Raw genomic sequence first — 14,281 nt, 5'->3', positions numbered from 1 at the left:
CGAATCACTTTCTATTTTAGTGGCTTAACGGTATCGTTAAGCCACTATTGGTTTACCCTAAGCCCGACCATTTTCAATGGAATTTACTCAGTTACTTAACCGTCGCCGTCGTCGTTGGACCCGTGTCGCATTGCTATTTAGTCTATTGCTGCTGCTAACAAGCACGGTCTACCTCATGGTGGGTGAATTGTTCATTCATCCTTTTCAACCGTTAACCACACTGCAAGAACAACTTGTACTGCAATTACGACTTCCTCGTTTGCTTGCGGCGATTGCGGTTGGCGCTTCACTTGCTGTCTCTGGCGCGGTGCTGCAAGTACTACTAGGGAACGTATTAGCCGAGCCGGGCGTGATCGGTATTTCCGGCGGTGCTAGTGTGATGATGGTGATCGTGCTGTTCTTTTTTCCCCTGTTGGCCACGCCGCTAGGTTTTATGCTCGCCGCGGTGATTGGATCTTTGATCTTTACTCTTTTGTTGGTCTCTATCGCCCAAAACATGCGCTTAACAACGACAAAGTTGTTATTGGTTGGAGTGGCACTCGGTATTTTGTCTGGAGCGGTTGTCACCTGGGCATTTTACTTTAGTGATGATTTGAGCTTACGCCAATTGATGTATTGGTTGATGGGCAGCATCGGATCCGCCAGTTGGTATCACCATTTATTGACGTTACTTCTGTTGCCTGTGTTGGTTTGGATCTGTTGCCGCGGTGCGCTGCTCGACCGGTTAATGATGGGTGAAGTGCATGCCAAGCAATTAGGTATCGACATTGATAAAGTGCGTTGGAAACTCATTTTAGCGGTTTCTGTGCTAGTGGGTGGTGCGGTGGCGCTTGGCGGTGTGATTGGTTTTGTGGGATTAGTGGTGCCCCATCTTTTACGACTCGCGTTTGGCAGTGAGAATCGTTATTTACTGCCGATGTCGGCTTTGGCTGGCGCAAGCTTAGTGGTGTTTGCTGATTTAGTGGCGCGTACGGCGTTAAATTCCGCTGAGTTGCCGCTAGGTGTCGTGACAACGTCGATTGGTGCGCCAATCTTCATTTGGATGTTGGTGAGTAATCATGATTGACGTTAAGAGTTTGTGTGTTGGCTCGCGACTGCTACCCCTCTCGTTCAAGGTTAAACGGGGCGAAGTTGTGCACGTTATCGGTCCTAACGGCAGTGGTAAAAGTACCTTGTTGTCAGCACTTGCAGGTTTGCTCGATTTTGACGGGCAAGTACGTCTCGGTGATGTGGATGTTGCTTCTAGCTCTATCGAGTCGCTGGCCCATTCGCGCGCGTTCTTAAGTCAAAATGATCGACCAGCGTTCAATCTAGATGTGGTTCACTACCTTTCATTGTCGCTGCCTTCATGGCTTGATGTTCACCCACAACAGCTTGAGTCAGTGGTGAATGAATTAGCACAGCTATTAGACATCGATGACAAATTACATCGCTCTATTCACCACCTTTCTGGAGGAGAGTGGCAGCGCGTTCGCCTCTGTGCCATCTGTTTGCAGGTATGGCCGACATTAAACCCCGATGCTAACGTGTTGATTCTAGATGAACCCGCAGCGCCGCTTGATATTGGCCAAGAGAGCTTACTGTATAAATTGATTCAACGTGTGGCCAAGATGGGGATCACCGTCATCATGTCGAATCATGATCTGAACCGAACACTGAAACATGCTGATCAGGCGCTGCTGCTTGACAAGGGTGTCTTACAGCAGTTTGGTGATGTCGAGCACGTGCTCGACCCCGTGCAACTTTCTGACGTATTCAATACTCAAGTCACCAAAGCGAGCTTTGATGGTGTTGAAGTACTGTTGTTTGATTAGATCTTGCTGCTAAGCCGTTACTTAGCGTCTCTGTAAGGATTACATGATAGGGGTTATATTGGTGCGCGCTGCACTTTTATCGATCACGTATAGCGGCAGGTAGTGAAGGGAAAAAGAAAAGTTACCTTAAAATCAACGATTTAAATTATTTTAAAAACTGGCACGTAATTGGCAATAGTATAAGGGATACATTCTCGTTCTTGTTAGGCGGATTTGGTCTTAGCTGCTGCTAATTTAGGTGGGCAGTCAGTGAAAGATTGATGAAGTCATGTTTATGTTTTGACTATGGCAGCTTACGCCACCTGAGGGTAACCAAAGGTGGCGTCTTTTTATCTAAGATTTACTTATTTTGTTAGTGGCGCAAGGTCTGCCGGGCGGTAGTAAACCGATTTTAGCACTTTGCCCTGACGAATAGTTTTGCCTTCAGAGACAAAATCCTCCGCACATTTAGCAATGATGTAATCGCCTTTTTGTACCGCCATCAATTTGATGCCTTGCTGGGCATAATGTGCTTCGGTATCGGCATACTCTTGCTCACTGCGACATACTTTACTCATATTGCTCGAATGTACTTCATCCCAACACGAAATAAAATCAATCCCACGATTGACGGCAACGTTGAGTAACAGATCGATTAAGTAGTTGATCGCCACGTTGTCTTCGATTTTGTCGTTACCGAGGTGAACCAGACGGCCCATCAACACATACACGCTATCGACGATAGCATCCGCTTGCTCTGTTTTACAGTCAGCTTCGGCCAGTTCGGTAAGTTCTTCAATCGCAAGAGAGGTGTGCAGAGTGTCTGCTTTGTCATCCAAGCTTTCAGGTGACGCGACAGGAAGATCAAACGTACTCCGGAATTCAGTAATGTCGCGATAAAGATGATTAAAAATATTGGTGGTCAGTTTTGAAAGGTGCATATCCAATTAACCTGGGTAACAAAATAGAGTGGGCCAATATTACCAAAGCATCACTGCTCTCGCTATTGGCCGATGAGAATATTAACTAAATAGATACGGAAACAGCTTGCAGCGCTCTTCTGCAGTCAGTGATTCGACTCTTGCGATATTGGTGTCAGGAATCGCCTCAGGGTTTGGATAGTGCTTGAGAACTCGCTCCATACTTTCTTCGCGAATCAAATGAAACACCGGGTAGGGTGAGCGATTGGTTAGATTTTCATCGTCTTCGGGCTGGGCGCCGCCAAAACAATAATCAGGGTGAAAAGTCGCAAGTTGGAAAATACCGTCCCACTCTTGTTGGCGGATTAATGCCTCAATCCAGCCAATAAACAGATTGTAGTCATAGAAGTCACTGAGCATATTCGGTACAGCCACTAAAGTGGTTTCTAATTGCTGCGCTGAGCTCGATTCAAGCTCTAATAGTTGAGTCAAGATATCATTGAGTAACGTCTCTTCGTCGCAGGCCTCACTGACAAAAATTTTAATCTGCTTATTTCGTTGCGGTTTGGCCGCAAAAGGGCACAGGTTGAGTCCGATCACGACGTCGTTAAGCCACTGAGATACAGCCGCTTCAACGTGCTGATGATCATCTTGAATTGAGCGTGGGTCTGTCATTTTGCTTCCCAATTAGAATTTGGCGCAAGAATAGCAGAATCTGGTTGTTGCGGCGTTAGCAAAGCGCGATTTTCGCAATTTTTTAGCAGGCGGCACAAGATGAATATCATCGCATATAGAGCGCTGCCGCCCAGTATCACGTAGTCCCACCCTCCGTGTTGCCAGCAATAAAGCAGGAAAAACCCTCCGATACTGCCGCCGATATAATAGTGAACCAAATAGAGCGCGGTTGCGGTGGCCTTCGCGTGGGTTGCCTTCTGACTTACCCATGCGTAAGCGAGGGTATGAGTGAAGAAAGCGCCAAAACTAATTAGCAACAAGCCTAACATCATAAACGCGAGTGAATCGATATAAGCGATAACCATACCTAGTAAACTTATCACGCTACCAGTGGCCATGCCTGATACGCTGTTATGACTTTTGCGCCACACTGAGGTGAGTTTTGAACTGAGCGTACCGGCTAAATAGCACAAGAAAATCAGCGAGGCTAAACCAATAGGAAGGTTGTGCGGGTCCGCGACCAAGCGAAATCCCATCACCGAATAAAGGTTAACAAATAGCGCAAAGTTGACCCCACCTAACAGCATCGCCAGCCAGAGAGTACGGTTTTGTAGATGTTTGACTAATGCGCGGTTGTGGTAGCGCAGCATGCCACGTTGCGGGGTAAAGTTTTTTTGCTTGGGCAGGCTAACCATCACCACCAACGTGGCGACAAAAGAGAATATCGCCATGCTGATGACGGCTTGCTGCCAGCCCAAAGCATCCGTCAGTGAGCCACCAACGATTCGCCCGGTGATCCCGCCAAGTGAGTTGGCGGCAATGTAACCACCGATCGCTTGGCTAAAGGCTTTTTCTGACAGCTCTTCGACCATGTAAGCGACGGCAACGGAGGCAAATGCGGCAAGAGCGACTCCCATCAGCGCACGTAGCATGACCATTGCAACCAGTGAGTCACTTACCAGCATTGCCAACCCTATCAGCGGCATAGCGATTAAACCCAACAGCATGACGCGGCGTCGTCCAATGGATTCAGAGGCGACCGCCCAAGGCACTAAACAAACCGATAAAGCCAGTGTACTTGCTGCAAAAATCCAGTTTACTTGGGTTTCTGAAACCGAAAAATGGACCGCCATATAGGGCAACATCGGTTGAAAAAGATAGAGGTTACAGAAAACAATAAACGATCCTAGCGCAAGGCTGTAAGTCACACGTCGATATTGAGGGCTAGCGAGTTCGATCATAAAACGGTACGGTTTGTAGATTATGTGAGCAAATTATCAATTTTATGGTGATATATAAAATATATTAAAAATATCATGCCGATATATATTTTTTATTAAGATAATGGATTCAAAACAATTACGCCATTTCGTTGCTGTTGCCGAGTTACAGCATTTTACTCAAGCGGCGAAAGCGTTACATATCGCTCAGCCGGCTTTAAGTATTTCAATTAAAAAGTTGGAGCAAAACTTGGGCGTTGCGCTATTTCGACGTGAAGATCGCAAAGTGTCATTGACCCGTGAAGGGCTGGTTTTGTTTGAACATGCTAAACGAGTGGTGCAGCAGCTTGAAGATGCCCAGTTGGCGATTGATGAGTTGAAAGGGCTGGAAAAAGGAGAAGTGAGACTGGGCGCTCCGAGCATGATGGGCTCTTATTTTTTCCCAGAGGTATTAATGGCGTTTAAAAGCCGCTATCCCAGCTTACGCTTAACATTAGTCGATGCCGGGACGCGAGATATTCGCCAAATGTTACTTAATGGTGAACTCGATATTGGGGTGATCGATGATGAAAATGTACCTGTGGATCTAGAAACCGATCATTTATTCCAAGCGGAGATGGTAGCGGTTGTCGCCAAAGAGCACCCGTTTTGCCAACAAGACACGGTGACGTTTGATGACTTCTTCGACCACGAGTTAGTGATGTTCAAACCCGGCTACTTCCATCGCAATTTTATCGAGAATCAGGCCAAGTTATGCGGCAAAGAGATGCAGTTCTCTTTCGAAACCAACTTATTGCCGATGATTTTGAGTATTGTTAAGCATGAATTTGCGATTACCGCGCTACTAGAGTTAGTGACTCAGCATGAGAAAGACGTCGTTGGCATTCCTTTTGCTCCCGCGGTAAAAATTGACTTGGCTTTAGCATGGCGACGGGATGGATACTTATCGATTGCAGATAAGACGTTTATTGAGTTTGTTAAGCAGTATGCGTGAAAGAGTTGACGTGTTAAAGCTCACAGTTTGTCTATTCTAAGCGGCATCAGTGTTACATCACTATGGTGGTGAGTGTAGTTGAGTAAAGCGAAAAAACACTGGCGTCTTGTTTGACGAAATGCAACCAATCTCGAGTAAACTGGAAATTCGCCCTTACTCTCCTAAGCTAATGATATAGCTATTATTCAAAGGTTAGGTATAAACATGATTCGATACGCACTTGTGTTGTTGCTGATGTCGCTTGGTCACAGTGCGATGGCTACCCCTGAGGTATTAAAAATTTATCTCGATGCAGATCGTACTGGGCATTTTGCATCGGCTCGGGCTATCGAGCAAGGCGTTAAGGTTGCTTTCTCTGAGGTAGACAACAAGATTAACGGCATTGCGGTCGAATTTGTTATCACCGACCATCGAGGGAACGCCAAGCGCAGTAAAAAGAATATGCAGCGTTTTAACAATGATCCCAACGCAATCGCTTTTGTTGCTGGCATACACTCTCCACCCTTGATTAAGTATCGCGACTATATCAACCAATCAGAGATCTTAACGTTAGTACCTTGGGCGGCCGGCACGCCAATCACGCGCTACCCTGATGGTGAAAAAAACTTTGTTTTTCGCCTCTCTGTCGATGACTCGAAAGTCGGTAAGCTTTTGGTTGACTTTGCGTTAGACCAGCAATGCCAACAACCTCATTTAGTGCTGGAAAATACCGGATGGGGAAAATCGAATTACAAAGCGATCATGACGGCTTTACCGCCCGAGATAGACTCTGTGGTCAAAACGTCGTGGTTTGACTGGGGGATTCAGACTTCAGATGCGCGGATTATTGTTCGTGAGGCCCAACTTGAAGGCGCAGAATGCCTATTGCTGGTTTCGAATGCGCGGGAAGGAAAAGTCATTATTGAAGCAGTATCAGAACTCGGCGCCACTTTACCTATTTATAGTCATTGGGGGATTACGGGCGGCCAATTCGCGACCAATGTGCCTTACTCAATCAGAGAAAAAGCACGCCTTAGATTTGTTCAATCGTGTTTTAATTTTTATAGCTCTGAAATGAATGATTTCCGTCGTCAAGTTTTCGCTCATGCGAGTAGCTTGTTTGCAGAACAGTTCGCTGAGCCTAATATTGATGCCCCAGCGGGGTTTGTACACGGTTATGATTTGACCAAAATATTCATCCAAGCAGCACAACAGGTTGAGTTAACGGATGATATGACAGTTAACCGACGCTTACTAAAGCAGGCGTTGGAAAACATCGACACACCGGTACAAGGATTAATCAAGCAGTATCGTCAGCCATTCTCGTTATTCAGTCGTGATAATTATGATGCTCATGAAGCCTTAAATTCCGCCGACTATTGCATGGCCTCCTACGATGAAAACAATGCAGTAAAACTGATGTCTAAATTGGCTGGCGTACAATAAGGCTGCCCGATGATCAAGTTTGATAGAAAAAACGCTATGCACTTATTTACTCTATTCATCGTTGTTGGTGCGGGGGTGTTTTTAGCGACCAGTCTGCTATTTGTTCAGCATCAGTCTCAACAAAGTGCTGAGATGGTTATTAGTGAAAGTTTAAAGAGTAAGCTCACGACGGTAGAACGATATATCAAAGAGTACTTTGATGCGCGTCAACAACGTTTAGCCAATATTGTTGAGCATCCGTTGTTATTAGGTGCTGTCTTAGAAGGTGTTGATAATTCGCTGGCTTTTTATGATCAGCTCGCACGCTTTAAGCCAGTAGGGGCTCAATCTTTCATTAATGTGTATGATTTTGCTGGCGAAAAGGTCTATTCCGAAGTCGCGCTGCCGCAAAGAGTCGCCCAATTTATCGTTAGGGGCGCGGATAGTGAACGCTTGCTCGAAAGCGTGTCGTACTCGATATTTAATCAACAGCAAAGTGATTACCTTATTGTTACCTTACCGGTCAAATATAATGGGTTATCAGAAGGGATTGCGGCTTATATTACGCCTCTTGATAGAACTCATTTTTTTCAGGGATTTGGTAGTGGCTCATCGCATTGGTTTGGATTGCAGCAGTCGCGTTTTTCATGGGGTATGACGTCTCCTTATTCGTGGCCAGTTGAACAGTATCCAATTGAAGGTAGCGACTTTACTTTACTTTATTCCTATTCACCGGCTCTGGTCGAAGACACCAAACGTGGCTTTATCGAAAGTCTTTTTTTCGGCATGGTGTTGGCTACGTTATTTGCCTTAACCGTTTTGTTTGTGTTTGGGCGCAGAGTGTTGGTCTCGCCATTTCAGGCCCTTTATCATTCTGAGCAACAACTGATCATGCAGTCGGCTGAGCTCAAACGTAAAGCAGCTGAATCGGCACGTCTAGCGCGAGTCGTGAAATATATGCGTGATGCGGTAGTATTTACTGACCTTGACGCTAACATTGTGTGGGTCAATCGGGCATTTGAACAATTGACTGGTTTTAAAGAAAGTGAGGTCCTTGGGCGTAAACCCGGCGATTTCCTCCAAGGTGAACGAACCGACAAAAAAGTCACCAAGCAAATTCGGCGTGCGATAAATCAGCGCCAATATGGATTCTTTGAGCTGATGAACTATAAAAAATCGGGCGAAATTTATTGGATCGAGCTTGCCTTAACGCCGCTTTATGACAAAGAAGGACAGCTGGAAGGTTTTATGGCGGTTGAACGTGATATTACTCAACGTATTGAATTACAAGAATCATTAGAGCAAAAAGCCATCGAGGCAAACGCGGCGAATATTGCAAAGTCAAAATTTCTTGCAGCGATGAGCCACGAATTGCGTACACCGATGAACGGTATTTTAGGCGTTGGAGAGTTACTGCAACATACTGCTATTGATGATGAGCAGCAAGAGTATGTTGAAACCTTCCTTAGTTCCGGGCGGCATATGCTAACGATACTCAATGACATTCTCGACTTTTCCAAAATAGAGTCTGGAAAGCTCAAGCTTGAGCAACGCCACTTTTCACTGCAATCGATCGCCATCAAGCTTACACAAATGTATAAGCCCTTGTGCGCGGAGAAGGGGTTGAGCTTTGATTGCCAATGCGATTTTGCAAGCCACACTTACTTGTTGGCTGATGAGACACGCGTGATGCAAATCTTGCAAAATCTGCTTAACAATGCATGGAAGTTCACCATCAAGGGGGCAATTACGCTGACTTTACGGATCAATCATCAAACCGATGGGGTATGGTTAGAGATGACAGTAAAAGATACTGGTATTGGGATTAGCCAAAATAAACAAGCACTGATTTTTGACCCTTTCAGCCAAGCCGAGACGGACACCACTCGTCGTTTTGGAGGCACGGGGCTCGGCTTGGCAATCATTTCTGAGTTAGTCAAAGCGATGCAAGGTGAGGTGAAAATCGATAGCATGCTGACATTAGGCAGCACTTTTGTTGTCAGCATTCCGGTCTCTATTTCAGACAGTACTGCTGAAACGTCTCATCATATCGAGCAAACGTTTGATGGTACGGGAATGTCCGTGCTGATCGTGGAAGATACACGCGTCAATGCGATTGTACTTGGCCGATTCTTAACCAAGAAAGGCTTCGAGTATGATGTGGTAGAAAATGGCTTACAAGCATTAGAGCAGGTACAACAACACTCTTATGACTTTGTATTAATGGACAATCACATGCCAATTATGGATGGAATTCAAGCCACAAAAGCGATCGTCAAGCTCACTCTTGCGTCTCAGCCTATTATTATCGGATGCACCGCAGACGCCTTTGAAGAGACTCGACAAAATATGATCGCAGTGGGTTGCAGCGAAGTGATCACCAAACCAATAAGCTCAGCTAAACTTGACGAAGTATTTTGCCTGACTTGGTCACAATCAAGGCAAAAACCCAATTAGGAACGATGCATATTGGGCTGATAGGCTTAGTTGGAGTGATACATTTTCTCGAAGTTACCAGGGTTCCAGCCAATCAGATATCGGTCTCCAATCTTAAGTACGGGTAAAGAACGTGCACCAATAGCGTCCAACTCTTTGCGTCCACGCTGCATTTTTGCATTAGTTAAACGGTACTTATAACCCTTTGAATCTAAGTAGCGTTGTGCATCTTTACAGTGTGGGCATTTATCTTTGACGTACAAGACAAGTCGTTTCATGAGGATTTCCTTGGCAATGATGAGTCGCAGAGTTTAATGAAAAGGCGGTGAATGACAAGTCGGAATGGGGTAAACTTATGCCCCCCTTTATTTGAGATGACTGGCACATATAGTGATGAATCCAAGCCTAAGATACATTCAAGGTTACCCTCAACATATTATTGAACCAGTCACGCAACTGGTCGAATCAGGTAAGTTGATCCAATGGTTCGAACAGGGTTACCCGCAACATCACAACATCAAAAGTGAGAAAGCGCTGTTCGACTACGCGATAGCAATTAAAAACCGTTATATGAAAAAGACCGCGCCACTGAGTAAAGTGGTGTACGACAATAAGATTCATCTCATTAACCATGCGCTCGGGTTGCACACTTATGTAGCTAAGGTGCATGGCGGTAAGATAAAAACCAAAAACGAGATCCGTATCGCCAGTATTTTTAAGCAAGCGCCTGAGCCACTGCTGAGAATGTTAGTTGTTCATGAGTTAGCCCATCTTAAAGAGAAAGCGCACAATAAGGCTTTTTATCAACTCTGTTGCCATATGCTGCCGGATTATCACCAACTTGAGCTCGATGCCCGACTCTTTATGATTTACCTTGAAACTGTTAAACAGAAGTGACTATGAATACGCGCACCCAAAAACAGCTAGCTATTGAAAACAACCGTCATGACGTCAAAATGTCAGCCCCGAAAATGGTTGTTCATAAAGGTAAACCAGGATTGCACAAACACAACGTTCATCAAGGCCGATATGATTTTCCTAAACTGATAGCGGCGTTGCCTAAACTTAAGCAATGTGTCATTCGCAATCCGAAAGGGGAGATGAGCATTTCGTTCTCTGATCCGGTTGCCGTCAAGCTCCTCAATCAGGCACTGCTGGCTTATCATTATCAAGTGACGAATTGGGATATTCCTCAAGGGTTTTTGTGTCCGCCGATTCCGGGTCGCGCTGACTACATCCACCGTTTGCATGACCTAGTGACCAACGATTTACCTAAGCTCAATCAGACCAAATTGTGCGGCCTAGACGTTGGCGTTGGGGCTAACTGTATTTATCCTATTGTGGGTATTACCGCGTACGATTGGCACTTTGTGGGTAGTGATGTCGACCCGGTATCAGTAAAAAACGCCAATTGGATTGCTAAGCAAAACGCCGTGCTCGATGGCAAGATTGAAGCGAGATTACAAACCAGTTCAGCGCATTTTTTCAAAGGTATTATTCGTCCGGGTGAGCGCTATCACCTAACGACGTGCAATCCACCCTTTCATAAGTCTTTGCAAGACGCGCAGCAAGGCAGTCAGCGCAAAGTGAGAAATCTGACCGCCAACAAAGCCAAGCGTGGCCAAAGCTCGCCAAAATCGGCCAGTCAAGCTTCATCTATACTTAACTTCGGTGGACAAAAAGCCGAGTTGTGGTGCCCTGGTGGTGAAGCGGCGTTTATCAAAAATATGGCGTTTGAAAGTCGAGACTTTGCCAGTCAAGTTTTGTGGTTCAGTAGCTTGATCTCGAAAAAAGACAACGTGCGTTGGATGCGAAAAAACCTTGAGAAGGCCGGAGCGAAAGAGATCCATGTTGTTGAAATGAATCAAGGGCAAAAAATTAGCCGCTTTATCGCTTGGAGTTTTCACGATCACACGCAACGGTCTCAGTGGTTAGCGCGACAACCGTAATTTAATTGACAGGAGCAGGGGATGGAAATTGAAATTTATATGCCCTGTGAACCCGTTTGGCTTTGCGATAGCTTTTTGTCGCTATTCTCGGTATTGCTCATCATAGGGCTAGCTGGCTTTATTTATATCCTCTACCGTGAGTATAAAAAGATTCAGCGCGCTTCGCGTGTGCGGCGTCGTCGCCAAACCTCTCGTTCCAAACGTCGCTAGATTAAGCCAATACACGCATGATTGCAGCGTGTTTATTGGTTTATCTTTAACTGTAAATTCTTTGTTGCTGCGTTAGAGCCAAATCTTTGCTCTAAGTTAGCCAGTCTCTTTTTGGCTTTCTCGGTTTGGTTACTCTTTAAATACACTTCTATTAGGTAGAACCATAATTCTTTGCGTTCGGGTTGATGTTCAAGCGCTTGGTTCAAATATGTTTCGGCAAGCGGATAATCGTTGTTTTTAAGTGCACATAAAGCGGCGCTTTGATAGTTTGATGCACGCTGAAGTGCATGGGCGCTGAGTATCGATTGGCGATACCAGTGCTGAGCTTGACTAAATTGATTTTGCTGACAAAGAAAAGTGGCGTAACTTGATACAACAGCAGGCTCACTTAGGTCGGTTTGAATCAGCTGATTGTAGAGAGCTTGCGCTGAACTGGTTGAACCAACGTGCTGATAATAGAGCGCTTGTGATAGTCGGCTAAGGTAATAGTCTGGTGCATGTTCGATAGCCAATTCAAAGTTTTGTCCCGCCTTGTCAAGATGTCCAAGACGAAGGTACTCCATTCCAAGAGCAACCCGAGCCTCTGCTTTTTGTTTACTGTCAGCACTTAAGGTCATTTGATCAGAAGAGGCTACGGTTATGCAACCGCTCATAAACTGCAGTAAAAGTAGGATGAAAATACGCATAATATGCCAACAATGATAAACGATGACTTACTGTAGATAACAAATCGCAAGCACAGTATATAGTGTGGTTAAAATCCGAGAAGGCGCAGAGAGTATCCTTGAGTACAGACAGGATATACATCAAAATGTGTCGTTTTGAGCAGAAAAAGTGCGCTGTGGATTGGCGAATAAAAAGGAACGCAATGCGCTCCTTTCATTCTACGATGGTTATTAGGGGCTGTTCATTTCTACGGCGTTATCGGCTTTTATGTAGAGTAACCACACGTCAAAGCTGATGCCTTGTATAAATTTCCCACAACGTACTGCAAAAATCAGCTCGAAAGGTCAACAGACCCTAGTCATTGATGGTGAAATTGGCTTCACTGAATTGGTCGAGGTCATACGGCGTTTGTTGATAAACACAATAGTTGAGCCAGTTGGCAAACAGTAAATGGCCGTGACTACGCCAGCTTGCAACGGGCTTGTTGTCTGGGTTGTTGTTGGGGTAGTAATTGACCGGAATCGCAGGCTCCATGCCTTCACTAAGATCACGAATATATTCATGATGCAGAGTGTGTGAATCGTATTCCGGATGGCCGGTTACAAAGACATTGCGCTTGTCTTTTGTTGCGGCAAGATAAACACCAGCGATATCTGATGTGGCAAGAATATCCAAATCAGTATGTTCTTCAAGGTATTCGGGTGAAAAGTCAGCATAACGAGAGTGCGGCGCCAAAAAGGTATCGTCAAAACCGCGTAATACTGGATGATAAGGTTGGTGGACTTTATGTTGGTACACTCCCGATAGCTTTTCTTTACGTGTACGTTTGGGTAGGTTATAGAGCAACTTTAGCCCAGCTTGCGCAGCCCAACAGACATACAATGTCGAGGTCACATGGCCCTTCGCCCAATTCATAATCGTTTGTAAATGTTCCCAATAAATCACGTCTTCAAACTGAACCAATCCTAATGGGGCACCAGTAATGATCAATCCATCGAAATTACGCCCTTTGACCATCTCAAATTGGCGGTAGAAATTGTCGAGATGTTCCGTTGGTGTATTTTTACTTGGGCGATCATCAATCCGCAGCAGTTCAATATCAACTTGAAGTGGACTGTTGGATAGCAAACGTAGAAATTGGGTTTCCGTTTCAATCTTTTTTGGCATCAAATTGAGGATCAAAACTTTAAGCGGACGAATTTCCTGAGTAGAGGCACGAGACTCGGCCATCACGAATATATTCTCGGTACGCAATACGTCAGACGCGGGCAATTGATCGGGGATCTTAATCGGCACAGCTTACTCCCTAAGCATGGTTATGGACGTCTATACTTCTAAACTTAACCCAATCACATGAAGATGTCGATAGCAATCTGACCTCTAGATATAATAATATTGTTGTCCAAATCAATCACACGATCTCTTTATGACATTAAAACTGACGCTGATACGTGGCTTACCTGGATCGGGCAAAAGTACCTTGGCCAGAACATTGCCAGCTCATCACTTCGAGGCTGATATGTATTTCGTCGACCATAACGGTGACTACCTTTTTCAACCAAACAAGCTGCCACAGGCTCATCATTGGTGTAAAACCAACACCCAGCGCTGTCTAGCCCGCGGTCAAGATGTGGTAGTTTCCAATACCTTTGTGCATCGATGGGAAATAGAGCCTTACTATAAATTAGCTCAGCGTTATAACGCGAAATTTGAAGTGATCGAGTGTCACGACAATTTCGGTAATATTCACGGTGTTGAAGAACACATAATTGAGAAAATGAAGCAGCGGTGGCAAAGCTGGGAAATACCTCTTTAGTGGTAAGTGGCCTTATTTAATCAATGATTGGTCAATTGATTGTTTGGTTTGTGGCTTAAAATTTGGAGCGATATCAAGTTATGTTGCCATACACTATTATAGTATCGTTAAAAGATAAATTGGCCCGCTTTCCAGTTGGCCGGATCAGCGCTGACGAAATAATCAGTCTCCTCTAGCGCTAGATTTTGTTCTGCTTAT

The 14,281-nt window shown here is 45.1% G+C and carries 15 protein-coding genes; 9 read left to right on the top strand and 6 right to left on the bottom strand.

The genetic code is table 11. The features are described from left to right. Positions 1–76: 76 nt before the first annotated feature. Together btuC and btuD are read left to right on the top strand one after the other, a co-directional pair. Positions 77–1,066, top strand: coding sequence for a vitamin B12 ABC transporter permease BtuC (gene btuC, locus CDZ87_RS04605; RefSeq protein ID WP_100752389.1), 990 nt, complete (start codon positions 77–79; stop codon positions 1,064–1,066). Then, a complete protein-coding gene (gene btuD / locus CDZ87_RS04600) occupies positions 1,059–1,814 on the top strand; it encodes a vitamin B12 ABC transporter ATP-binding protein BtuD (RefSeq protein WP_100752388.1) in 756 nt (251 codons plus the stop codon). The genes btuC and btuD overlap by 8 nt, the downstream gene beginning before the upstream one ends. Positions 1,815–2,158: 344 nt before the next feature. Here the strand turns inward: btuD and CDZ87_RS04595 are convergent, their stop codons facing one another. The 3 genes from CDZ87_RS04595 to CDZ87_RS04585 form a co-directional block, all read right to left on the bottom strand. Beyond that, positions 2,159–2,734: a nucleoside triphosphate pyrophosphohydrolase family protein gene (locus CDZ87_RS04595; protein WP_100752387.1), complete on the bottom strand. Its 576-nt coding sequence runs from the start codon at positions 2,732–2,734 to the stop codon at positions 2,159–2,161. A gap of 81 nt (positions 2,735–2,815) precedes the next feature. Continuing rightward, on the bottom strand, positions 2,816–3,388 hold the full coding sequence (locus CDZ87_RS04590; protein WP_100752386.1) for a DUF1415 domain-containing protein: 573 nt from the start codon (positions 3,386–3,388) through the stop codon (positions 2,816–2,818). Beyond that, complete coding sequence (locus tag CDZ87_RS04585; protein WP_100752385.1) at positions 3,385–4,629, bottom strand: MFS transporter; 1,245 nt, start codon at positions 4,627–4,629, stop codon at positions 3,385–3,387. The genes CDZ87_RS04590 and CDZ87_RS04585 overlap by 4 nt, the downstream gene beginning before the upstream one ends. Before the next feature lie 103 nt (positions 4,630–4,732). Between CDZ87_RS04585 and CDZ87_RS04580 the strand changes: the two genes are divergently transcribed. The 3 genes from CDZ87_RS04580 (at position 4,733) to CDZ87_RS04570 (ending at position 9,463) form a co-directional block, all read left to right on the top strand. Then, positions 4,733–5,602 (top strand): LysR family transcriptional regulator, encoded by an 870-nt coding sequence (locus CDZ87_RS04580; RefSeq protein ID WP_100752384.1) that lies wholly within the window; start codon positions 4,733–4,735, stop codon positions 5,600–5,602. A 204-nt stretch (positions 5,603–5,806) separates the two neighbouring features. Then, the gene (locus CDZ87_RS04575; RefSeq protein ID WP_100752383.1) at positions 5,807–7,027 is read left to right on the top strand and encodes an ABC transporter substrate-binding protein; all 1,221 of its coding nucleotides are present in this window, start codon (positions 5,807–5,809) and stop codon (positions 7,025–7,027) included. A 9-nt stretch (positions 7,028–7,036) separates the two neighbouring features. Continuing rightward, the gene (locus CDZ87_RS04570) at positions 7,037–9,463 is read left to right on the top strand and encodes a PAS domain-containing hybrid sensor histidine kinase/response regulator (RefSeq protein ID WP_100752382.1); all 2,427 of its coding nucleotides are present in this window, start codon (positions 7,037–7,039) and stop codon (positions 9,461–9,463) included. Between the two features lie 26 nt (positions 9,464–9,489). Here CDZ87_RS04570 and CDZ87_RS04565 read toward each other — a convergent pair whose 3' ends face one another. After that, on the bottom strand, positions 9,490–9,720 hold the full coding sequence (locus tag CDZ87_RS04565; protein ID WP_100752381.1) for a glutaredoxin family protein: 231 nt from the start codon (positions 9,718–9,720) through the stop codon (positions 9,490–9,492). 115 nt (positions 9,721–9,835) lie between these two features. On the opposite strand from CDZ87_RS04565, the gene CDZ87_RS04560 reads away from it, so the two are divergent. Genes CDZ87_RS04560 through CDZ87_RS04550 form a run of 3 tightly spaced genes read left to right on the top strand, consistent with a single transcriptional unit; the run spans position 9,836 to position 11,601 of the window. Further along, on the top strand, positions 9,836–10,339 hold the full coding sequence (locus tag CDZ87_RS04560) for a M48 metallopeptidase family protein (RefSeq protein WP_100752380.1): 504 nt from the start codon (positions 9,836–9,838) through the stop codon (positions 10,337–10,339). A 59-nt stretch (positions 10,340–10,398) separates the two neighbouring features. Beyond that, positions 10,399–11,391: a 23S rRNA (adenine(1618)-N(6))-methyltransferase RlmF gene (rlmF, locus tag CDZ87_RS04555; RefSeq protein WP_245834644.1), complete on the top strand. Its 993-nt coding sequence runs from the start codon at positions 10,399–10,401 to the stop codon at positions 11,389–11,391. 21 nt (positions 11,392–11,412) lie between these two features. After that, positions 11,413–11,601 (top strand): hypothetical protein, encoded by a 189-nt coding sequence (locus CDZ87_RS04550; RefSeq protein ID WP_100752378.1) that lies wholly within the window; start codon positions 11,413–11,415, stop codon positions 11,599–11,601. Between the two features lie 32 nt (positions 11,602–11,633). Here the strand turns inward: CDZ87_RS04550 and CDZ87_RS04545 are convergent, their stop codons facing one another. Together CDZ87_RS04545 and metA are read right to left on the bottom strand one after the other, a co-directional pair. After that, a complete protein-coding gene (locus tag CDZ87_RS04545) occupies positions 11,634–12,287 on the bottom strand; it encodes a tetratricopeptide repeat protein (RefSeq protein ID WP_100752377.1) in 654 nt (217 codons plus the stop codon). Between the two features lie 334 nt (positions 12,288–12,621). Next, positions 12,622–13,563 (bottom strand): homoserine O-acetyltransferase MetA, encoded by a 942-nt coding sequence (gene metA, locus CDZ87_RS04540; RefSeq protein WP_100752376.1) that lies wholly within the window; start codon positions 13,561–13,563, stop codon positions 12,622–12,624. A gap of 130 nt (positions 13,564–13,693) precedes the next feature. On the opposite strand from metA, the gene CDZ87_RS04535 reads away from it, so the two are divergent. Then, positions 13,694–14,083, top strand: a complete 390-nt coding sequence (locus CDZ87_RS04535) for an ATP-binding protein (RefSeq protein WP_100752375.1) — start codon at positions 13,694–13,696, stop codon at positions 14,081–14,083. Positions 14,084–14,281 lie beyond the last annotated feature (198 nt).

It is taken from the genome of Vibrio salilacus (genome assembly GCF_002811245.1).
GTDB classification, from domain to species: domain Bacteria; phylum Pseudomonadota; class Gammaproteobacteria; order Enterobacterales; family Vibrionaceae; genus Vibrio; species Vibrio salilacus.
The sequence above is the reverse complement of the archived record's forward strand: the minus strand, read 5'-3'. Positions and strand labels throughout refer to the sequence as shown.